This window comes from Mariniplasma anaerobium, from assembly GCF_016865445.1.
Taxonomy (GTDB): Bacteria; Bacillota_I; Bacilli_A; order Acholeplasmatales; family Acholeplasmataceae; genus Mariniplasma; species Mariniplasma anaerobium.
In genome coordinates, this window is the sequence record NZ_AP024412.1 from 1,797,248 (window position 1) to 1,820,103 (window position 22,856).

Here is a 22,856-nt window from a genome sequence, read left to right on the forward strand (position 1 = left end):
ATGTACCTCCTACATGCTTTAATTTTACCACTTGCAATCTTATATGTCCAAGCATACGTTTTTCAAGTATAATATAAATATAGAAAGGATGTGTTAACTTGAAACAATATTCAATCGGAATTACAGATCTCGTTTCTTTTTTATTTAGTAGCGGTGATTTATCAAGTGAAACCTTCCAAAATGTCAGTCTGCTTGAAGGCACTAAAGCACATCAATATATACAAGATAGATACACTTCTGATGATCAATATGAAATATCCATTTCATATATGTATGAAATAGATGATATCACATTCTTTTTAAATGGTCGTATCGATGGTTTAATAAAAGATGGCGATCAATATATCATGGAGGAAATCAAGTCTACAAGAAAGAAAATATTTGATGACAAATTTATGTATCAAAACGAACATCTAGCTCAACTAAAGTTTTATGCTTATATGTATCTTAAACATAATCAACTAGATTTTCTAGATACTCAAATAAAATACGTGCAAATAAGTGATTATCAAACAAGATTATTTAAGTTTTCTTTATATCTTTCCGATTTAGAGGTATTTGTAAAACAAGCGATAGATGACTACATCGAATGGATCAACATTCTCCAAGCTCATCAAAGAGCAAAATTAGAATCAATAAAAAATACAACATTTCCTTTTCCAGAGTATAGACGTGGTCAAAAACAAATGATGGCTGCAATCTATCAAACCATTAAAGATCAAGAAATTTTATATGCGATTGCTCCTACAGGTATTGGAAAAACAATGGCTTCATTGTTCTCTTCCATTAAAGCTCTAGATTCAGAAAGACAAAAAATCTTTTATGCAACTGCTAAAACACAGGGTAAGAGAATAGCTATTGATTCTATAAAATTACTAGAAGAAAAAGGATTACATATCAAAGTTCTAGAAATCACAGCTAAGGATTCAACTTGTTTCTTAGAAAAAAGAAATTGTGATCCTGAGGTTTGCCCTTTTGCGAAAGGTTTTTTTGATAGACTCAAAGATGCGACGATAGACATCTTCTCAAATGAATCCATACTAGATAGACAAACTGTGGAAAAGTATGCTAGAAAGCATGAAATATGCCCATTTGAGTATAGTTTATATGTTTCTTACTTTGTAGATATCATTATTTGTGATTATAACTACATCTTTGATCCAAGAGTTCATTTAGTTAGATATTTTGATGAACAAAATTATAATCCACTTCTTTTAATAGATGAAGCACATAATATGATTTCAAGATCTAGAGATATGTATAGTGCTATCATTACGAAATCAGACCTTATTAAACTTAGAAGGCTTTCCAATAAGATAAAACCTTCAATAAAAAGTTCTATAAAAAAAGTTTTAGATTCAATGAAAAATTATGAAGAAAGATTGGCGTATGCTTATTTCTTATCAGATAAAGATATAGATCCATTTATTTTTGATGCTATTAAAAATATGCTTTCAAAAATAGAAAATACATTAAAAGAAAATCCTAAACACGCGAATAAAACGCAAATTTTAGATATTTATTTTCAATTTCTCGCATTTGTTAAAATCTACGATTTTTATAATGATTCTTATGTCACAAACATATACAAAGATTCAAATGAAGATCTTTTAATTGAATTAAGATGTTTAGATGCATCTGAATTTATATTAGATACCTTAGAAAATAAAGCCTATGGTTCAACATTCTTTAGCGCAACTCTCCATCCAATTAATTATTATAAAAAACTCTTAAGCCAAGATGTTGGAGAAACTTTAAAAATTAAATCTCCGTTTCCAACAGAAAACTTAAATCTTATGCTTTATCATAATCTATCTACACGTTATAAAGATAGAGAAAATTCTTTAGATGAAGTTATTAAAACGATTAAAGAAGTTGTTGCTGCAAAGAAAGGAAATTATATTGCTTTTTTTCCATCTTATCAATATCTTAATCAAGTTTACGACCAACTTAATCAAACAGATATAGAAATCATTGTACAAGAAAGACATATGGATCAAAATCAAAGAGATGAGACAATCCATTTATTCAAATCTATTAACGAAAACTCTAAACTTGGACTCTTTGTTATGGGAGGTATGTTTTCTGAAGGTATAGATTACATCGGAGATATGTTATCTGGTGTCATTATTGTTGGTGTAGGCATCCCAATGATTAACGAATTGAATAATCAACTTAAAGACTACTATGAGAAACAATTTAATAAAGGTTTTGATTATGCTTATCAATACCCTGGTATGAACAAAGTCATACAAGCTGTTGGTAGAGTCATTCGAACACAAACCGATCGTGGTGTTGCAATACTTATAGATGATCGCTTTGATACAGTTTATTACAAGAAACTATTTCCAATAGAATGGAAAGGATATCAACGCATTAGTTCACAAAAGACATTAAAAAAGGCTTTAAGTATTTTTTGGGAAAAGAAAAAGACTGATCAGTAGATCAGTCTTTATATTTATACCTTGTATGACATTAAATGAATTTATTTAAATCCCATACAATTGAAAACTATTTTGAATCAATTGGAAAACTAAGATAGCAGCTATAACAAACATAAACCCATACAATGAATAAATAACTGAAGTATATTTTTTTTGATGCTCAACAATATGTTTTATTAAAATCCCAAAGAATGCCCATAAGAAAACAAATCCAAAAACAAGATCTTTTATATATAGGATTGTAGTTCCGCCTATGATGGTTGCAACAAATAAAATAGCAATTAAGATAACTTCTGGTTTAATACCAAAACCCTTAAACTCATGTTTAACTAATAAAATAGTAATATTTGCAATTAAGGCTACAGAAATCCAAGCCGTATAAAGGCTAAATGGTGTTTTTATAATATTATAACTATTAGGTATGAGTAAATATCCATAAATTAAAGTAGCCAATAATAAGACCATGGCGATTGTAGATAAAAATATGTAATCATAATGCCACATAAATAACCATAAGATATTTAAAAGACTTGAGATCAAGAACACATACATTAACGATTCTTGAAATGTATTTGCAATTTCTAATTGATTTGTAAATAGTGTTTGAAAAACATAAAGTCCTAAAAATAAATAGATAACTCCCCAAATCGAAAAAGTAATTCCCGCTGGTGTAAATAGTGATGGATAGTCACTTGATATAGCACCTGTGGTTCTGTGATTAAGCGGAAGCTTATTAGCAAGATAGTTAACAATTAGCATGCCTACAAATAATGCACCAACTAAAACTTTTAAAATTACAATACTTAACATTTTATTTCACTTCTCTCATATTATCTAGTCGCTTTATCTTTAAATAGTATATTGCTATTCATAATAGGCAATATATATGGAGGTACATTAGCATTTGCAGTAACTGTTGTTACCAAAGCTCTTACATATGGATATAAGACGGATGTTGCATGGCTTTTTGCAATCCTATAAAATTTATCTGTTTCCCAATCTGTAAAAATAAATTTACCGGACACTTGCACATCCATAAAAAACGGTATGTTGTTTTCTGGATGATCAAAAGAAATCGATAAAGACATGATAAAAGTTTGTTCATCTATTTTTGTGATTTCTCTATCAAACTTAGGTGTCATCTTAATTTTTGGATTTGCTTTAAAATCAAAACTCTTATTTGCAATAAAAGAGATTTTATCAACAGTATATCCTAGTAATCTAATTTGTATATTTTGTTTTTGTTCCATAGCTTTTCACCTCTATTGTTATATGTGTATCATATCATAAATTCAATCATTTAAATAATTAACAATTTGATCAATAACATTACTATTATCTAAAAATTCATTATGTGCTTCTTGTTCTAAAATAAACAAGCTTGGTTCTATTAAGAATGCATCAGCAAGCTTTAAAGATAATTCAATTGGAATGGTCTGATCACTTCTTGATACAATAATTAAAGGTTTTACTTGGCAATCTTGAGCATAAAGATAAGAAGTAAATTCTTCTGTAATTAACTTTTGACCTAACCCTTTAAATATTGGTAATCTAGAATTAAATAAATCCGTAATACTTGAATATGGTGCAATCAATATAAGTCCTTTAATATCTTTAATAGACGCTATATATGTTGATACGCCTGTACCAATAGAATATCCATATACATATATTTCTGACTCATTTACATAGGATAAAGAAGACATGTAATCATAAACAGTCTCAGCCATTTTAGTAATTGAACTATCACTAGTTTTTCCTTCACTTAAGCCGTAACCCGGATAATCAATTATTATAAAATTATATCCTTGGATATGACTGAAAAAATCTTGTTGATGATATTGATAAAAAGTTTGTGCTGATGATTCTCCGTTCCCACCAAAGTAAATGATGGTAGGTTGGACCTTATCTCGATCAACAAATCCAAAACCTTGATATGTGAGATTTCCATCAGAAATCTCATACGTTTCATATACATCTAATTCTATAAGTTCTTGGTATGCAAATGCACTGTGATTTGGATGATATAAAATAATAGGTTGAATTAAAACAATAACAAGTATACTTAATAAAGTAAACAATGTAAATACAATTAAGATAGATCTTATCTTATGAACTTTAAATTGATGAACTAATCTACTATTAACTATTTGAATGCCTTGTTTCTTTCTTATGCTTCTAGTAACTAACCATATCACACACACAATAAAAGAGATGATTACATAAACAAATGTATCTAAAATAAATACTAAGTACAACGGTGCACTAAATGACTCATTATACCCAATATAACTAAGGTGTATTTGATATCCTAGATAAATTAAACTAATCATCCATAAACTTAGAAATACATATTCAATTAAAACAATATGCTTTTTAACTTTATCCATTTCTTGCCTCAAGTATTTTATCAATTGGATGAGATTTCACTTCTTTAAGTGTTTTAAATATTTCTTTGATATCTTTAATTTTAATTTTTTTATATGAACTAGGATTCCAATTAAATGCTTTATCTTTATCAACTAAAAGTGATCTAACACCTTCTTTGAAATCATGAGTTTGTACAACTGATAAGCTTAAGTCGTGTTCCATTTTTAAGCATAGAAGCAAATCTTTACCTTCACCCTTTTTTAACAGCTCTAAGGTGATGTTTAATGCGGTTGGAGATAGTTTTAACATTTTTTGGCTAATGTCTTTAGCATATCCATCACTTAAGGTGATATGATCTAAAATTTCTCTAATGGTATCATGAGAAAATATATGATCTATATGTGTTTCGTGCTTCTCAATATCAGATTTATGTTCATCAATCTCATTATAAGTTCTAAATATATGATCAAGTTGATTTGATATATCATCTTTTATCCACTTCTTTTTATATAGAATATCCACGATGCTATGCCAATTTGATGCTAAGATATGATAATCAGCAATACCTAAATATATTAAATCTTTATAATCAAGCGTCTGCCCTAATAAACCAATATATCTACCTATCTGATTTGGAAGTTTATTTAGAAAATATGATGCTCCAACATCTGGAAAAAATCCTATTTGCGTTTCAGGCATTCCGTATTTTGTATGTTCTGAAGTAATGAAAAATTTAGCTCCCATAGCTAATCCAACACCACCACCAAAAATATACCCATTTACATAAGTAATGATAGGTTTAGAATATGTATGGATGATATAATCCATTGCATATTGATTAGATAGGTAAGTTGATACATAATCCAAATCATCAGTAATTGTATGTTGATATAATTTTTTAACATCTCCACCAGCACAAAATGCTGTTTCACTTAAAGATGACATATATATCATATATATCTCAGGATCATTTTCCCAAGCTAATAAAGCTTTCTTTATATCATTGATCATAGATAAAGATAGAGCATTTAATGCTTTAATTCGGTTCAGTTTTATAATGCCAATATGGTTAATTTCTTCAATCATTACTTCTTTCATATTTTTCATATGCATATCCCCTTTAACTATTACTTATATCTTATCATATAATGTATTAGTTTGCTTAGTAATCAATAAAAAGGTAGCACTCAATATATATGAGTTACTACCTATACTGTTTATCTAAAATATTTATTTTTTGGTTTGATTTCTAGACGGCAAATTCTTTTTTGCTAAATACATTGCTTGATCAGCTCTTTTAATTAAATCACTTGGTTTTAAATCAAGTTTTTTATCATAAATGGCAGTCCCATATGATATACCAACTGAAGATGTTCTTTGAGAATTATAGACCTTTAAAGCTTCAGTAAATTGTTTAACCATTTTACGATATAATTCATCAGACGGATGATTCAAAATACAACTAAACTCATCTCCACCAATACGATAACAAGTGCCATGTTTTCCAAAAATTGTATTTATAATTAAGTATCCATCTTTAAGTAGTTGATCTCCTTCTAAATGTCCAAATTCATCATTAATTCTTTTCAAATCATCAAAATCAAAATAAAAAATTCTTAATTTATTTCTCATGTTATCAATACTAAATAGATGATCTAAATCTTTTTCAAAAGCGTGTCTATTTTTTCCAGTAGTTAATCGATCAATATAAACAAGTTCTTCTAAAACTTCATTTCTTAGTCTAAATTTCATATTTGCATTAAGTACAAAAATATATCTAACAAGTAACATAATAATGAATAGTAATGCAATCCATTGAACGTATATAGAAATTATATCAAAGTGCTTACTTGAAAAAGCTATAATTTCAAGTAAAATGATTGCTGCTAAAACACCAAAATAAAATAAAAATCTTTTTGCAGCTTTTCTTTCTGGATAGCGTTTTATCTCTATGACTAATAAAATAATAGTCATTAATATAGTGATTGCTATTGATATCTGAGTTACAACTACTGATTCAAAGAAAGCTACCCATCCTAAAGCTTGTAATAAAATAATAGCCATAAATTGAATAATAAAATAAAGTGTTATAAAAAAATATAGTTTATTATACCCTTTCAAGACATGTCTTTTAACATAAGCTCCCATAGGAATAGGCATAATCGCTAACATGATATACGCGGTTGCTCCATGAATATATTGACTATCTATAAAAAATTGTGTGGTTCTAGACTCAACAATCATCCAAAACGATACTGCAATACCAAATAGACCAATATAAACCACATCATTATTTTTTATCTTATCGACAAATAGACTCAATAAAGAAAACAAAACTCCCATAAAAAGTGCTATTAATCCTATTAACAATCTACCACCAAAGTTTTGTAGAACATAAACATTTAAATCATTAACTGATCCATAAAAAACTTCGTTGGTCAACCCACTCATAGATTCGAAAGGCGAATGTAGTGTAATCATTAATTCTAAACCTTGAGAGTTTTCTGGAATTTCTACAACATGCCATAAACTCGCATAAGGTATACTTTTGTTTTCACTTCTCAAATCATATGTATAGATCACATTTCCATCCAAAGAAACAATAACGTCTTGTAAAGAACCTCGAATTAAAATGTTTTGTTGTTTATTAAAATCATTAGGCAATGTAATTGAAATGTTTTGTACCTCATTTTTATCTAAATCAAAATCATGAGGCAAGTCAAAAACAATTCCAGTTTCTACATATGTCCAATTTTCATTTATTGATTGTGCATCAGATAATAATAGACGTGTATTCTTAAATGTAAACATACTTGATAAAACAATAAATAAAATGAGGATTGCTATGAATGTAACAAGTGTACTGTGTTTTTTTATGATTTTCATTAATACCTCCTGCTTTTCTTACACCTTATTGAAATTATATTTATTTTTATAAATTTTGTCAATATAGAAAATAAAGCACATTATATCGTCTTTAATGCTTAAATATAAAAAAGAAGATCCCGTCGAAAGGACAGGATCCATGAATAATTTTGCCATCGTACAAGAATTAGCACCCTTTCCTTTTTTTGGGGGGGAGTTAAAAAAGGCTGGGTTGCTGAAGGATCAATAAGCTTGTCTTTCCCCTTCTCTTAATGGCGCTTTAATTATACCATGCAATTCTATCGATTTCTAGTGGTTTTGAAATAATTTCGAAGTAATTTTGCAATTTTAAACTCTTGATTAACATATTCTATGTTCTATATAAAATAAATCCAATTATATATATGTATATATATTCTATCACGAACTCCCTTGTTCAATTGTTACGTTTTTATTACATTTTGCTTATATTTCTATTAAAAATGTATAATTCAAGAAAATCGTCAAATTTAGTTTACTTTTCTTGACATATGATTTAAAATAGATGTATCAGGAGATGGAGGATTGATATTATGCCAAGAAGAATTACAGATGTTTGTATTGCGTGCGGCGCATGTGTAGCAGAATGTCCTGTTGATTGTATCTCAGAAGGCGATATCTACGTTATTGACGAAGATGTTTGCATTGATTGTGGTGCTTGCCAAGAAGTATGTCCAACAGACGCTATTATTGAAGTTTAAAAATTAATAAAAAAAAGAACACTTAACTTTTTGAGTGTTCTTTTTTTTATTTATAATTTGCTGGCAGCTAACTTATCAACAATAACAACTACATCTGGATGTAATTGCAATACTGAAGCAGGTAGTTCGTCAGTGACTCTTCCGTGAATCATATGATAAACAGCATCTGCTTTTTCTATGCCACTTGCCATTAAAATTATTTTTTTACTTTTCATGATATTTTTAATACCCATCGTAATAGCATATTTAGGAACTTCTTCTAATGAATTAAAAAATCTCATATTATCTTTTCTAGTTTGTTCATCTAACTCAACAATAAAGGTTTCATTTCCAAGTGGTGTTCCTGGTTCATTGAATCCAATATGTCCATTGCTGCCTATTCCTAAAATTTGTAAATCAATTTGATGTTTATTTAAATCTATATTATATAATTCTGCAATTTCATCAATTCGATTTACATCATTATTTGGGATATGAACATTTTTTTCGTCCATATCAACTAAACTAAAAAGGTGTTGATGCATATATTGATAATAACTTTGAGAGTGATTTCTATCAATACCTATATATTCATCAAGATTATAACTTAAGATATATTTAAAACTAATTTCTTTATTTTGATATGCTTTAACTAAATTATCATATAATTTTAGTGGTGTTGATCCTGTTGCAAGTCCCAAAACACTATTAGCTTTTGTTTTAATTTGATTAATTACAATCTCACTAGCCTTTTGACTTACAGCTGCATAATCTTCACATTTTATAATTTTCATTTTATCATCTTCCTAAACGTTGTATTTTAAAGACTCCCTAATATTTCCATGATGTCTATCTAGAAGTTCTTCTATTTTTTTGGGATCTTCTATTTTGCTCATGATAGCGAAAATCGCAAATTTAACTGATCCATATTTGTCTAAATATTTTTGTGCAATTTCTGTTGACACGCCTGTAACTTCTGTAACAATAATTTGTGCTCTTGAAATTAATTTGTCATTATTCATTTGAACATCAATCATCAAATTTTCATAGACTTTCCCTATTTTAACCATAGATGCTGTTGTTATCATATTAAGGATGAGTTTTTGAGCTGTACCACTTTTCATTCTTGTTGAACCAGTTAATGGTTCTGCTCCAGTAATGGCTTCTATAGGATATTTAGCGATGCTTGCAATCTCTGAATCAGAACTTGTAGTGACACATGCAGTAATGCATCCGATTTTATTTGCATACTCAACCCCACCAACGACATATGGCGTTCTTCCACTAGCAGCAATCCCAACTAATACATCATTTTTATTTAAATGATGTTTTTCTAAATCCATCACTGCTGCAGCTTTAGAATCTTCTATACCTTCGATTGCAGTTCTTAATGCGGTATCTCCACCTGCAATAATACCTACAACTAAATCTTCGGACACACCAAAAGTAGGTGGACATTCACTTGCATCTAATACACCTAGACGTCCTGAGGTTCCAGCTCCGATATAAAATAGACGACCTCCGTTTGTAAATGCATTTGTAACAACATCTACAACTTTAGCAATCTGATCAATAACTTTTTCCACTGCAAGTGGAACTGTTTTATCCTCGTTATTAATCAATTCTAATATTTCTTTAGTCGAAACCAAATCAATATTCTTTGTTTTAATATTTCTCTTCTCAGTGCTTATTTTACTTATATCTACCATATAATCTCACCCCTTAGAAAGTTTTAAAAGACTCAAGTAATACGCGCCTTTAACAGGACTATCCGTACCCTCGTTGATTTCAAAGTCTTTTATGCTCATCTCTAATTCCTTAATTAATGTTTGTTTCACAAATGGAGCATTTGTTAAAAATCCTCCACGTAATGCAATAATAACTTTATCTTTTTCTTGTAACTTTAAATATGCTTTAATCGTTTGTCTTGCTAAATGTTTTGCTTCATCGTTAATTAAATCTTTTGCCTTTTCATTCCCATCAATTGCAATTTGACTTATAAATTTAGCTAGATTTGCAATTGTTGTTTTATCATTATTATACACATAATCTCGAACATCAAATTGATCATGAATATTTAAATGATTTAAAATCTTTGTAGAAAATTCATCATATGTATTTGTATCTTCATACGTACTAATAATCATTTTTAAAGCACTTATACTTAAATGATAAGCTGAGCCTTCATCGCCTAGTAAGTGTCCAAATCCACCAACTTGTTCCAATCGATATTGATCACTATACATAAGGACACTTCCTGTGCCACCAATGACCATAATCACATTAACTTCTTGATCTTTTTTTACATCATATAATGCAATTAAAACATCACTTTCTAGACTTGCTGTTGCATGATATCTGTTTCCTATCTCATCTTCATATGCGATTTTATCTTTTATCTTAGAGTAACCAGATATTCCCATTTGTATGAATAGTTCATCAGATGGCTTTATTTCAATAGTTAATTTATCTAGTACATCTAGCATATTTTCTTTTGCTTTATTCAAATCAATATTAAAATTTGTAAAGCCTGATGTACTTCTTTTTAATTCATTGCCTTTTATATCATATAAGACACCTAAAGTTTTTGTTCCTCCACCATCTATACCAATAATATATTTACTCATAATTAACAGGAACCTTTCCTTTTAATTTTAAGTCGCCTTTTAAATATTTTAATAAGACTTTTATAGAGTTTGGTGTATATTCATATAGGCAAACATAATTTTTAATGTGTTTTGTATAATATAAATCATAAGGATTTCTCATAGAAATCACATGCATCTCTATACCAAGTTCACTTAAATAATTAATCATTTTAATTTGTTCTTGATAGACATTACCATTATAGGTTGTAACAATTAACTGGTCATAAGCTTTCGCTTTTTCAATAACTGCTAATATATCTATATGAGATGGTTGAATTGGAAGCTTAACAATTTCTAAATTTTCTATTTCTTTTTCAATACCTCTAAAAATATCATAATGACCTAGTGCTTCATCAGCTATTGTCGTTGCCTTTGGCATAACTCCAATAAATAAAGCATTATTACTTAATTTAAGTTGTTTACCTTTAACAAGACTTGCAGCACCTTCAACTATTTGATAACTAAATTTTTGTGTTTCTTTGTTTTCTACAATATCTTTAACATCTGCATATGTTTGATTAATATCAACACGTGTGACATATTGTTTTTTATAATCTAGAATAAGTTGAACTCTTTGATCAATTAACTTTTCATCAATTTCACGATTCAAAATAGCTTGTTTAATATATGCTAGAGATTCTATTTGTTTTTCTCTTGAATGGCAAATACAATATATATTAGCACCAGCTTCTACAGCCATTAAAGATGCTTTAACTGAACCATAATTATTATCGATAGCCTTCATTGTCATACCATCAGTCACAATCAAACCTTTAAATCCTAGTTTTTCTCTAAGTAGAGTTGTTAGTACATCCTTAGACAAAGTTGTTGGTAATCCATCTTTAGTTAAATGCGGAAAATCGATATGACTACTCATCATCGCATGTAGTCCATTATTGATGGCATCTACAAATGGAACAAACTCAACTTTTTCTAATCTCTCAAGATCATATTCAACTTTTGGTAGAGCCAAATGTGAATCAACATGTGTGTCTCCATGACCTGGAAAATGCTTTCCGGTAGCGATTATATGGTTTTGCATACCTTTGATAAAGGCTTGTCCATAAAGGCTAACGACTTCAGGTTTATCAGAATAACTTCTTACTCCAATTACTGGATTTTTTGGATTATTGTTAACATCTAAGACTGGAGCAAAATTCATATTTATGCCTAAATGTTTTAACTCATTGCCCATCTTGTCACCAACTTCATAACAAGACTCTAAACTGCCATTTGCAGAAATAGTCATAGCTCCAGGGAAAAAGGTTGCGCCTTTTTGAATTCTAGAAACCATACCTCCTTCTTGGTCAATGGCTATAAACAAAGGGATGCCTAAATGATCTTCAGCTTGTTTTTGTAAATCCTGATTTAAGTTATATAGTTGTTCTCCACTTTTGATATTTCTCGTAAATAATATAACATTACCAGCTTTATATGTTTTGATCATTTCAATCGTCTCTTGGTTGATTGACTCACCCTCAAAACCGAACATTAAAAGTTGTCCGATTTTTTCATCTAAGCTTAAATTATTTACATCAAATTTATGATTATTCATAGATATGATATTGTCCTTTCATTTTTAAGAAAATCTCGCTGTCTTTTTCTATTTTTTTAAGTATATCATTTAAACTTAAATTTCTTTTTGTCAAGAAATCATCACCCATAAGAGACTCTGCAAACTTATTTAGACCTTCTTTAAATGGAGGTATCCATTCAAATTCTTCATGCATTTCTTTAACTAGATAAAGCATTGAAATGCCAGTTTTAACAGGCTTAAACTTTTTTTTATCTTTAATAAATAATTCAACACCTTCACATAAATGCTTCTCATGCTTAGAAAATGTAGGTGTAAAATAAACAGTTCTAAATTGTACGCCTTCTAAATTTAAATCATTTAGTTTACGAATTAATTCTTTACTTTTTAACCAAGGTGCTCCGATAATTTGAAAAGGTTTAGTAGTCCCTCTTCCTTCACTTAAGTTACTACCTTCAAAGTAACAAGTTGCCAAGTATGCATACGTAGTTTCTATCGTAGGAATATTTGGACTAGGTAGTACCCAAGGAAAATCAAGTTCTCTATAATCTTTATCTCTTGTATATCCACTCATTTTTATAACTTCTAAATCACAATTGATATCATATGCTTGGTTAAATAATTGAGCAATCTCACCAATTGTTAATCCGTAACGCTCAACGATTGGAAAATACCCAACAAAAGAACGATATTTTAAATCTAAAATATTGCCCTCTACTTCTATACCACCTACAGGATTAGGTCTATCAAAGACTACAAATTTTTTATTGAATTCTTTGGCAGCCATCATGGCATAAGCCATTGTATATAAGAATGTATAAAATCTAGCTCCAACATCTTGAATATCAAAACATAAAACATCAATATCCTTTAACATCTCATAACTAGGCTTTTTATTTTTACCATATAAAGAATAAACCATGCACCCTGTTTCTTTATCTTCATATGTATCCAAACGAACACCTGCTTGTAAATCTCCTCTAACGCCATGTTCAGGCGCATAAAGAGAAACAAGATCTGTTTTTTCTCTTAAAATGTCTATCGTGGATTTTAAATCACGATTGACCCCTGTAGGATTAGTAATCAATCCTACTTTTTTATTTTTAAAAAGTTCTAAATGATTATCTATATTTTCTATGCCTACTTTAAACATCACTTTTCACCAATCCTTCTATATAATCAACCACTTTATCAGTAATTAAAACATTTAATAATACTGGTATGGAAAGACCTGAAAAAACAAATAAAACCATAGTAAAGGGAAACATTAACATTACAAACGGAATAATCGTAGTCAAAACTAATAAAACAGTTTTTAAAAAGAATTTCCCTGAAACATAAAATGCTAATTTAAACATAAGTGTTAATTTTAAATCAGGTAAAACGTGAATCACAGATAATGTATAAAGTGTAATAACAAATGAACTTGCTAATACAGCTAAAGTTAAATAATAACCAATTAAATATAATAGATTACTATTAACATTAAGTAAATCCACATAATATGTAACATTTAGATAACCTAGGCCTACAATTAAGATCAATATAAGGCCTATACCCATTTTCTTTCCAATGTCTTGAATAAAGTAAGTGAAATATCCTTTAAACAACTTCTCTTCATCTTTATGAACATACTGATAAAACATTTTATATCCAGCAGAAAGACTTGGAAATATTGTTACAACTGCAAGACTGGTTATAATCATTAAAACATTAAGCATAATGATTCTAATAATCCAATCAGCAACCGTATTTATTTTTTGATAAAACGTTTTTTCATATACCATAAGAATCCTCTTTTCTAGCCAACTATACCTGTACGTTCAATAGATTCAACAAATTGTTTTTGTACGAATAAATACATAATAAGCAATGGTAACATCATAAGCAATGCAGATACATTAGAGATTAGAGCTAAGAACACTGGATTTTCCCAAACATCTTGTCCAATAAGGCTTAATCCACCTGTATAGAATAATGCAGCATACATGTTTTCAGCAGCATTTATCAATCTCATAGTAAGTAACGGAAAGTCTTGTGTGCTGACTTCAAAAATCTTAACAAAGTATGCATCATTCCATTGCCATACAAACGCAAATAATCCAACTGTAACTAATGCACCTCTTGCATTTGGTAGCATAACACTCCAAAATGTTCTAAATACACCAGCGCCATCAATCATTGCTGACTCTTCTAATTCTTTAGGTAATCCTCTAAAGAAACTTCTAAAAATATAAATAAATATACCACTTCTGATACCCATGCCTAATCCACTCATTAAATAAATGGATCCTTCTTTCCCAATAAGTCCTAAATCTCTAAAATATAAATACTGTGCTAGAGATAGAGCTTGTGGAGGAATAACAATCGTTAAAATAACGAGTAAAAATAATATATTACTACCTTTAAATCTTAATCTTGAAAATGCATATCCTGCTAGTGCAGTTGATCCAATTTGTAAAATCATTGAAATCGCACTTAATTTAAATGTATTAAAAACTGCATGTCTATAATCTAAAACTATACTTGCAATTTTAATATTCATAATACTCCAGTTTTCTGGAATCCATATAACTGCTGGATTATTTACATCACTTGGTGCACGAAGTGCCATAAGTATTTGTTGAATTGTTGGGAAAAGAATAACAAAACATAATCCTATCAATAAGATACTTCTTACAAATGAAAATCCAAAGGCTTTAGCTTTTCTACTACGCTTAGCGTTCTTCTTAGGGTCTTTAATATCGTTAACCACTCCATGATAAGAGGCTCTTATTTGTTCAATAATATTAGTTTTCATAATGCGACTCTCCTATCTTTAGGAATTTAGCAAAGGCGCCTAATACGATTAATATAAGTAAAATAGTTGCTACATAAATCCATGCCATTGCAGATGATACACCCCAGTTTTGTTGATTCAACTCATCACTAATAATTGTTGATACTGATGATGTCAAGAATGTGTCAACTAAAGCATAAACTGTAACAGTAATGATATGTGGTGTTACGTTAGGTAGCGTTATTAACCAAAACATTTCATAAGAAGTTGCTCCTTCAATCTTGGCTGCTTCATATAAATGCTTAGGAATAGATTGAATACTTGCTAAGAACAACAGAATCGGCACGCCAGCTAAAGCTAAGATGTCATAAATACGTTCAATGAGCCCAACTATAAATGTAATTAAAAATGGAGCCATACCTGTTTGAAGTAAATAGAACTCTAAATCGAAAATTCTAGCTATACCTTGTTGATCTAAAATTGCATTAATAGCTTCTCCTCCACCAACTGCAGATACTACAGCTGCAGAGTTTAAGATAACTGGTACAAAGAATATAGCTCTAACAATCGCACGACCTTTAAACTTCATATTAAGCATAACTGCGATGAATAAACTGAATATTAACAATACTGGTAGATTAATAATAACATCTGTAGTCGTTGTTAACAGTTCAACTCTAAATGATGAAGTTGATGTAACATGCGTGTTAAATGCATATAAATAATTATCAAAGCCGACAAACTCTTTAATGATTTCTCCAGCTTGAGGCGTCAAATCAAAGAAAGAGTATCTCAATGATTCAATAAATGGAACTAGGAATAATAACAAGATCCCAGTTGCCCATGGCAACAAGAATATTGCTGCCCAAATTAATTTTTGCTTTTTATAACTCACTTCGGGAAATTTAATTTTTGATAGACGAGGAAAAAGCGGCTTTTTAAGTTTTTTCATTATGCGCCCTCCTCTACAAAATAACCTAGACTAGGAATAACATCAGTACCTATGATGACATCGCTTAAGTTATAGTTTAAAATAATTTTTAATCCATTTGAATATGTGACTCTATAAACATTTTTCTGTAAAATTTCATGATTAACCAATGAACCTTCATAAAGTTTTAATGCATCAAGTTCATTTACTTGTTCTTCAATAACATCTAACCAATTATTATAATCAGTAGACATATAATAGTTATATTCTGTATTTAACAATTCTCTTGAATCATCATAAGTTAATGTGTATTTTAGATTTGATCCTGATTCAATCATTTTTAAGAATTGATAGTCAACTGATCTATCATTTGCTAAATTAATACTATTAGATGAATAATCAACATATCCTGATAAAATCAATTGTAATAAAGGAATTTGATCATCAATAATTGAATAAAGTGTTGTTTCAACAGGCATATTTGTTAAATATGAAGCATATGCATATGCATAATATAGGGGATCTTCAAACATCATATCTTGATTAACTTGTTCTAAGAATTGTTGTTGAATCAAAATACTATCTTGTTTATATATAGTTTGACTATCTGAGTAATGTCCAGTAATCATTGAACCTAGTAATGCAAATGATACATGATCAAATTCATAATCATCAATAAATCTATCATAAATCGCATCATAATATAGTGGATTAATCACATATTGATCTCCACTATGCTCATAAGGTGTTTCTGAATAAGGAAGTCTTGATGGATAATGATAGTTAAACATCAATGCATGGCTGCCTTGAATTCTACTTGCTGTATATCTAAATTGATCAAACATTTTATTATAATCTTTTGCTGTCATTAAACTAACAGATTGATATAAATCAATACCTAATGCATTTAAATTTTCATCAAGTGATATGTAATCTTTTTTACCACCAAGCGTTGATTCAAACTTAACATGATCATTTAAATCTTGACTTAATCCACCATTAATCGCACCTTGATATAAAACATTAAGTGTTGTAATATCTCTTTGTTCTAGTAAATCAACGATTTCTAGCGCTTGATCAAAAGTAGTCATAGATTCATTTGTATAGTATGGAATACCTAAGAAAAACTCTTTACGATCATAGGCACCAATAAACTCAGCAGTCAATACAGTTTGTGTTGTATCATCTTTCTTTGTTAAATCATAATTATCTATTAAATAATCTTGAAAAGTCTTGGCTATGCCTACATAATTGTTGCTATCGCCTTCAAGGAATGTATAATCAACAGTAAAATCAGTATGAACAATATCTTCTGTCCATAAATCAACTCCGTATGTATTAAATCCAGAACCGATGACTACTGATTCAACTTCTCTAAGTGAAAATGATGAATAAACCTTATTATAAGAATCTATTCTTCCTGATACATCGGCGTTAATCCAAGCCATTGCATCACCTTGGGTGATAATAGCTGCAAACCCACCGTTTTCTTTGACCATACCATAAACCGGTATGCTTATTTTTTGTTGCTGTTCTGCCATTTTATATGGTAGAAGTCCTAAATCGTTTCCATATAATCGTTTGTTATATGCATTTTGAAAATATTTATTGTTATTAAAATTAATAATTGCACCACTACCATCAGGTAGGACAATATATCCTTGTGTATCAATGTATGGTTCAGCTTCAGGATCAGTTAAAAATTCTGGATTATCTTTTACTGAAACGGCAGTTCCAAATAATGGATATAAAGAAATCTTAGCGATTTTAACTGCTTCTGTTTCTACGATAGAATCTCTTAATATAGTTGTTTTAACGCCTTGATCGGTTAATTTGATTTCTACTGCAACTTCAAATCTAACTTTTTCAAATTGTTCAAAATATCCATAAGATTCATTTTCTTCAATTGCACGCTCTCTTGTGTAATCCATGTCTTCATAAAATATACTATATAACCGTCTTTTAACTAGACGACTCATATCTTGATATTGTACAATTTCATACAATTGACGTTCTTCATCAAATCCAGTATATGCAATACGATTAAGAATGCTAAAATCATCCATTGCTTCCATCACATCTTTTTCAAGATATTTAGGGAAATATAAATAATCGACTTCTAAGTCTTCAATGATATATTTTATTTGTACACCATCTTCAATATATTTAATACCAAAAGATCTTTCACCTTCATCATTCAAAATGCTAGAAGGGTGATAGATACTTAATCCATAATTATTAATCGAAGTTAGTGACCCAGCTTGATTGAAGTATTGTATTTCCATTGTTGATTTTTGTTTTTCTAATGCTGAATTTGTTATTGTTTTAGCAGGATTTGATTCCCATGGATCATCTTCAATAGGATTAGATAGATAAACCTCTGAATTTCTTAAATCAACAACTTTAAAATATGAAGTTGTTTCGTCTAAATACAATTCGAATGTTGCATTAGAAGCGACAAGTCTATTTTGGTTAAATAGGCCTGAAGCATCTGTGAAATTTTCACTGTCAAATGCTCTGACTTCACTTGTAATCATTTCAGATGATTTCATATTAAAAGCGAATAGATATAAAGCGCCAATACCTAAGATTAAAATGACGATAACGATTTTCTTTATGTTCATATCTTCACCTCTAATATCTAAGATTTAATTCTTCATATATCGATAATACAAATTCGATAAATTGTTGAATCAAATCAAAAAATAACAAACCAAAAAACATCATGACTGCCATTGCGACCACTGTTAAGATAAAAGCCAATATTGTTTTTGCAAGTCCATAATGGTGTATGTTTAATACACCCATAAATAACATCCACGCTGTTGATACATATGCTAGTCCCATTAATAATTGATAAAAAGCCATTTCTTCTAATGTTAAGAAATTAGATAAGATAACCGCAGGATAACCAATTAAAATGATTGGGAATAATGCATATCCAGTCATCATAACGATTTCTTTGAATTTACCTTTACCTTCCATTAACGTTGTTACTGACCAGTTACCTATAGTAAAGAGCGCAATTAACAACACAACAGAAAATATCTCTTGTAAACTGTTAAGCATTAAAGGGTTTCTTTCGTTGATTAAGAATCCTTCATTTTGATATGAGAAAATTCTAAAAAACGCAAAGAGTGAAATAAAAATTATTGCTACACTGAGTTTCCCTTTTTTATATCTTTTAAACTCATCAAAACCATCAAAAGGGTGAAATAAAATATATTTAGGGAAGCTAAAATAATTAAACCAAAACTTTTTAAGTTTAGTCTTCATATAAAATCGAACCTCCCTTTTTGTAAGTAGATCTGATCTTAAATCCTATAACTGTTCCAGCAATTAAAACAATACCTCCAATAATATAGCCAAAATTAGATTTTAGTTTATCATTACGATAAGCTTTATATGCTTTAGAGTAGTAATAGCGATCATGTCCTAAATTAAAATATTCTAATGCTTCTTTAAACATACCTTCGCGTAGATAATATTTACCAATGCCATTGTATGCAATTTCATAATTCGTATTTAAAACTAATACTTCTTCCCATATTTCAGCAGCTTTAGCAAACTCTCCGTTTGTATGATACATAATTGCTTCATTAACTTTAGCACCAAAATCAGTCAATTGATAAACAATGACAGTTCTTGCTTTTCTATCTAAAACTAATAGATTATCATTTAAGTAAGCCAAAGATACACCTTCAGAAAACTTATCTGATTGTGCGCCTTCATCTCCATTGATATATAGAAGATTACCTTCACTATCATATGTGAATAGTCTTGATCTCTTTTGGTCCAAAACAGTAAATATACCATCATTCGTATAAGCAATATCAACTAAAGAACTTGGTCCATCAATAACATAGTTATTTTGTCCTTCAATATACTGAATATCTCCCATAGGTGGATGGTAACCATTACGTTTTAATACATCAACACCTTTTGGATTAATTAACTGAATAATATTTTCTGCATTATCATCAGCAGGTTTACTTGTTGCATAAATGAAATTTTTATCATTCATAACAACATTAGTATATTCAGTAGGTAGATAGAGTTGAAGTTGTGCAAGTTGTTCTTCTGTCATAATGGATCTTTGGAATATTTCAATTGGATTTAGAGAAACTGGGTTAACCCCTGTAAATCTATTAAAATCTCCATTTGTATCTAACTCTAAAATGCCTTCATAAACATTTCTAGCAACGACATACATTCTTTCCGAACCATCTACTGTAATCTTTCTTGGTTCAAAATTAATTTCATCAAATGTTGCATCTTTAATATCATCAAAGACATCTATAACTTCATAACTGTGATTTAGTTTAACAATTCTAAAGTTACCACTATCAGCTACATAGATTGCATTTTCTTTGACTTCAAGACCGTAAGGTGAGTTAAATGTAAGATCATCAAATACCGTTTCACCTTGGCTTTCTAAAGTTTCTTGATATGTTGCACTAATTGGAAAACTTACATGCTGAGAAATCAACTCAAAATCTGAATCGATTGCATATAAAGTGTTATTACCTGAATCAATCATATAAATCACGTCGTCAAATACAACTATATCTTCTGGTGAAGAAAAAGTTGTTCCAGCCGTATTACCGTTAAAATAGGTTGCAAAGTTCATACCTGGCGCAGAGTGGATAACCTCGCCATAATAAGAATAGTTATATCTTACAACAGACAATTGAACAGGCAATGTGATTAACATGGAAAATATCATAAATAGTTTCATATCAACCCTCCTATTTCATGCCGGAATGAGAGAACGTTTCAACAATCCTAGATTGTGAAAAGATGAAGAATGTTACAGGGACTATCATCATAATGAAAGAGACTGCAGCAATCGTTCCAGCACGTTCAATCGTACCTTGGGCAATTTGTCTTAAAGCATAACTTACAGGTTTTAATTCCTCACTGAAAATAAATGATCCACCATCAGTGATCCATAATCTTTGGAATAATAAGATAATAAGTGTTAACCATGCAGGTTTAACTAAAGGCATAACAATGGTAAAGAATATGCGATATTCACTCGCACCATCAATTTTAGCACTTTCGATTAATTCATTTGGAATTTGTTCCATAAATTGCTTCATCAAATATAAACCTAAGGATGATGCAATAGCAGGTAAAATGATTGCAGCTGGGTTATCAATTAGTCCTAATCTAGAAATAATAATATAGTTAGGAGTTGCAGTAACTTGAGGCGCAAACATTAGGGAATAAACAACAAGTGTAAAAATAAGCGTTCTCCCAGGGAACTTATACTTAGCAAGCGGATAAGCAGCCATTGAAGCTATTAATACATGTCCAAATGTACCTAAAACAGTAATTAAAATTGTATTAAAGAAATATCTTGTAAACGGAATCCATGAATTACTCATTAATTCAGATAAATCTCTAAAGTTATCAAAAGTTATATTTCTTGGTAATAATCTTGGTGGAAACAAGAATAATTCATCTAACGGTTTAAATGCATTAGATGCTGTCATAATTAGTGGAAACGCACTAAAAGCACCAAATAAAAGTAGAATTGCAAATAAAGTAATATCTCCAGCTTTTGATCTATTTATTCTTTTTTTCTTTCTATATTTTCTATTTTTAATATTCTCAATGATAGAATTCATGTTACTCACCTACCTTTCTTAAGATAGATCGAACAACAATATTCGTCGTCATCATAATTAAGAATAATAGAGTCGCAATCGCTGATGCGTACCCTAAATCAAATCTTGTAGACCCATAGTCAATCAAATGGGTTACAATCGTGTGTCCTGCATACTGAATAGACGGGAAGCCCACCAGTTGCATTGAAACCTCGGCTATCGCTAATGATGTGGTAATCTGCATAACAGCACCAAATAATAATTGTGGTTTCATAGAAGGCAATGTAATGAACCATAGTTCTTGCCATCTATTTCTAATACCATCAATTGCACCTGCTTCATAAAGTGTTTTGTCAACACTTTGAAGACCAGCGATAAACGCAAGAAATGATACACCTAAGCTTAACCATAATTGAACTAAAATAATAACAAATAACATGTAATCTGGATTTTTTAACCACAATATAGGGTTATCTATAAATCCTAAATTCATTAAAATTGCATTTGCATAACCATGAACATCACCAGAGAATATAAGTAACCAAATCAAAAAGGCATTCCCTGAGATGGATGGTGCATAAAAGATTAATGTCATAAAAGCTCTTAATTTAGGTTTTAATTCATTAATTAACCAAGCAAATACAAATGCTAGCAAATAACTTACCGGTCCAGTTACAACCGCAAGTATAAGTGTGTTTTTTAAAGCGATGATAAATACATCATCTTCTAATAATAATTTTGTATAATTGTCTAATCCTATGAATCTAGGGCTTTCAAGTAAATTAAAATAAGTAAAACTAATCCCTAAAGACATAAAAACAGGAATAATCGTAAATGTAAGAAATAATATAACATACGGAGCCATTAGTACGTAATTGTGTTTGTTTTTTTTCATTTCTTTCCATAAAAGTTGACGTTTAGTCAATTTTAGGTTTACTTGTTTTTGCATACGAA

20 protein-coding genes and 1 riboswitch are annotated in these 22,856 nt (G+C 29.6%); of the genes, 2 read left to right on the top strand and 18 right to left on the bottom strand.

The genetic code is table 11. The features are described from left to right. Positions 1–98: 98 nt before the first annotated feature. Positions 99–2,444 (top strand): helicase C-terminal domain-containing protein, encoded by a 2,346-nt coding sequence (locus MPAN_RS08610; RefSeq protein ID WP_176239449.1) that lies wholly within the window; start codon positions 99–101, stop codon positions 2,442–2,444. Between the two features lie 45 nt (positions 2,445–2,489). Here MPAN_RS08610 and MPAN_RS08615 read toward each other — a convergent pair whose 3' ends face one another. The 5 genes from MPAN_RS08615 to MPAN_RS08635 all read right to left on the bottom strand — a co-directional run bounded on the left by MPAN_RS08615 (position 2,490) and on the right by MPAN_RS08635 (position 7,700). Next, positions 2,490–3,254, bottom strand: coding sequence for a TspO/MBR family protein (locus MPAN_RS08615; RefSeq protein WP_176239450.1), 765 nt, complete (start codon positions 3,252–3,254; stop codon positions 2,490–2,492). Between the two features lie 20 nt (positions 3,255–3,274). After that, on the bottom strand, positions 3,275–3,694 hold the full coding sequence (locus tag MPAN_RS08620; RefSeq protein ID WP_176239451.1) for a protein-export chaperone SecB: 420 nt from the start codon (positions 3,692–3,694) through the stop codon (positions 3,275–3,277). 42 nt (positions 3,695–3,736) lie between these two features. After that, on the bottom strand, positions 3,737–4,834 hold the full coding sequence (locus MPAN_RS08625) for an alpha/beta hydrolase (protein WP_176239452.1): 1,098 nt from the start codon (positions 4,832–4,834) through the stop codon (positions 3,737–3,739). Then, positions 4,827–5,921 carry an enoyl-CoA hydratase/isomerase family protein gene (locus tag MPAN_RS08630; protein WP_176239453.1) on the bottom strand — a complete coding sequence of 365 codons (1,095 nt, stop codon included), beginning with the start codon at positions 5,919–5,921 and terminating at the stop codon, positions 4,827–4,829. Before MPAN_RS08630 ends, MPAN_RS08625 begins: the two co-directional genes overlap by 8 nt. 123 nt (positions 5,922–6,044) lie before the next feature. Further along, positions 6,045–7,700, bottom strand: a complete 1,656-nt coding sequence (locus MPAN_RS08635; protein ID WP_176239454.1) for a diguanylate cyclase domain-containing protein — start codon at positions 7,698–7,700, stop codon at positions 6,045–6,047. A gap of 149 nt (positions 7,701–7,849) precedes the next feature. Continuing rightward, positions 7,850–7,958: riboswitch (SAM riboswitch) on the bottom strand. Between the two features lie 293 nt (positions 7,959–8,251). On the opposite strand from MPAN_RS08635, the gene MPAN_RS08640 reads away from it, so the two are divergent. Next, positions 8,252–8,419, top strand: a complete 168-nt coding sequence (locus MPAN_RS08640) for a DUF362 domain-containing protein (RefSeq protein ID WP_176239455.1) — start codon at positions 8,252–8,254, stop codon at positions 8,417–8,419. Between the two features lie 50 nt (positions 8,420–8,469). Here MPAN_RS08640 and nagB read toward each other — a convergent pair whose 3' ends face one another. The 13 genes from nagB to MPAN_RS08705 are packed head-to-tail and all read right to left on the bottom strand — an operon-like array spanning position 8,470 to position 22,851. After that, positions 8,470–9,192 carry a glucosamine-6-phosphate deaminase gene (gene nagB / locus MPAN_RS08645; protein WP_176239456.1) on the bottom strand — a complete coding sequence of 241 codons (723 nt, stop codon included), beginning with the start codon at positions 9,190–9,192 and terminating at the stop codon, positions 8,470–8,472. A gap of 12 nt (positions 9,193–9,204) precedes the next feature. Further along, positions 9,205–10,107, bottom strand: coding sequence for an N-acetylmuramic acid 6-phosphate etherase (gene murQ, locus MPAN_RS08650; RefSeq protein ID WP_176239457.1), 903 nt, complete (start codon positions 10,105–10,107; stop codon positions 9,205–9,207). 6 nt (positions 10,108–10,113) lie between these two features. Beyond that, positions 10,114–11,025, bottom strand: coding sequence for a BadF/BadG/BcrA/BcrD ATPase family protein (locus tag MPAN_RS08655; RefSeq protein WP_176239458.1), 912 nt, complete (start codon positions 11,023–11,025; stop codon positions 10,114–10,116). Beyond that, entirely contained in the window at positions 11,018–12,601 is a 1,584-nt protein-coding gene (gene nagZ, locus MPAN_RS08660; RefSeq protein WP_176239459.1) for a beta-N-acetylhexosaminidase, read from the bottom strand. The genes MPAN_RS08655 and nagZ overlap by 8 nt, the downstream gene beginning before the upstream one ends. Then, positions 12,594–13,733: an exo-beta-N-acetylmuramidase NamZ family protein gene (locus MPAN_RS08665; RefSeq protein ID WP_176239460.1), complete on the bottom strand. Its 1,140-nt coding sequence runs from the start codon at positions 13,731–13,733 to the stop codon at positions 12,594–12,596. The genes nagZ and MPAN_RS08665 overlap by 8 nt, the downstream gene beginning before the upstream one ends. Beyond that, entirely contained in the window at positions 13,726–14,367 is a 642-nt protein-coding gene (locus MPAN_RS08670) for a YesL family protein (protein WP_176239461.1), read from the bottom strand. The genes MPAN_RS08665 and MPAN_RS08670 overlap by 8 nt, the downstream gene beginning before the upstream one ends. Positions 14,368–14,381: 14 nt before the next feature. Beyond that, a complete protein-coding gene (locus tag MPAN_RS08675) occupies positions 14,382–15,380 on the bottom strand; it encodes a carbohydrate ABC transporter permease (protein ID WP_176239462.1) in 999 nt (332 codons plus the stop codon). Beyond that, positions 15,370–16,311, bottom strand: coding sequence for a carbohydrate ABC transporter permease (locus MPAN_RS08680; protein ID WP_176239463.1), 942 nt, complete (start codon positions 16,309–16,311; stop codon positions 15,370–15,372). The genes MPAN_RS08675 and MPAN_RS08680 overlap by 11 nt, the downstream gene beginning before the upstream one ends. Then, positions 16,311–18,914: a DUF5696 domain-containing protein gene (locus MPAN_RS08685; protein WP_176239464.1), complete on the bottom strand. Its 2,604-nt coding sequence runs from the start codon at positions 18,912–18,914 to the stop codon at positions 16,311–16,313. The genes MPAN_RS08680 and MPAN_RS08685 overlap by 1 nt, the downstream gene beginning before the upstream one ends. A gap of 10 nt (positions 18,915–18,924) precedes the next feature. Continuing rightward, positions 18,925–19,566, bottom strand: coding sequence for a YIP1 family protein (locus MPAN_RS08690; protein ID WP_176239465.1), 642 nt, complete (start codon positions 19,564–19,566; stop codon positions 18,925–18,927). Next, positions 19,556–21,028, bottom strand: a complete 1,473-nt coding sequence (locus MPAN_RS08695; protein WP_176239466.1) for a hypothetical protein — start codon at positions 21,026–21,028, stop codon at positions 19,556–19,558. Before MPAN_RS08695 ends, MPAN_RS08690 begins: the two co-directional genes overlap by 11 nt. A 10-nt stretch (positions 21,029–21,038) precedes the next feature. Beyond that, complete coding sequence (locus MPAN_RS08700) at positions 21,039–21,923, bottom strand: carbohydrate ABC transporter permease (protein WP_176239467.1); 885 nt, start codon at positions 21,921–21,923, stop codon at positions 21,039–21,041. Between the two features lies 1 nt (position 21,924). Beyond that, positions 21,925–22,851 (bottom strand): carbohydrate ABC transporter permease, encoded by a 927-nt coding sequence (locus tag MPAN_RS08705; protein WP_176239468.1) that lies wholly within the window; start codon positions 22,849–22,851, stop codon positions 21,925–21,927. Between the last annotated feature and the right edge of the window lie 5 nt (positions 22,852–22,856).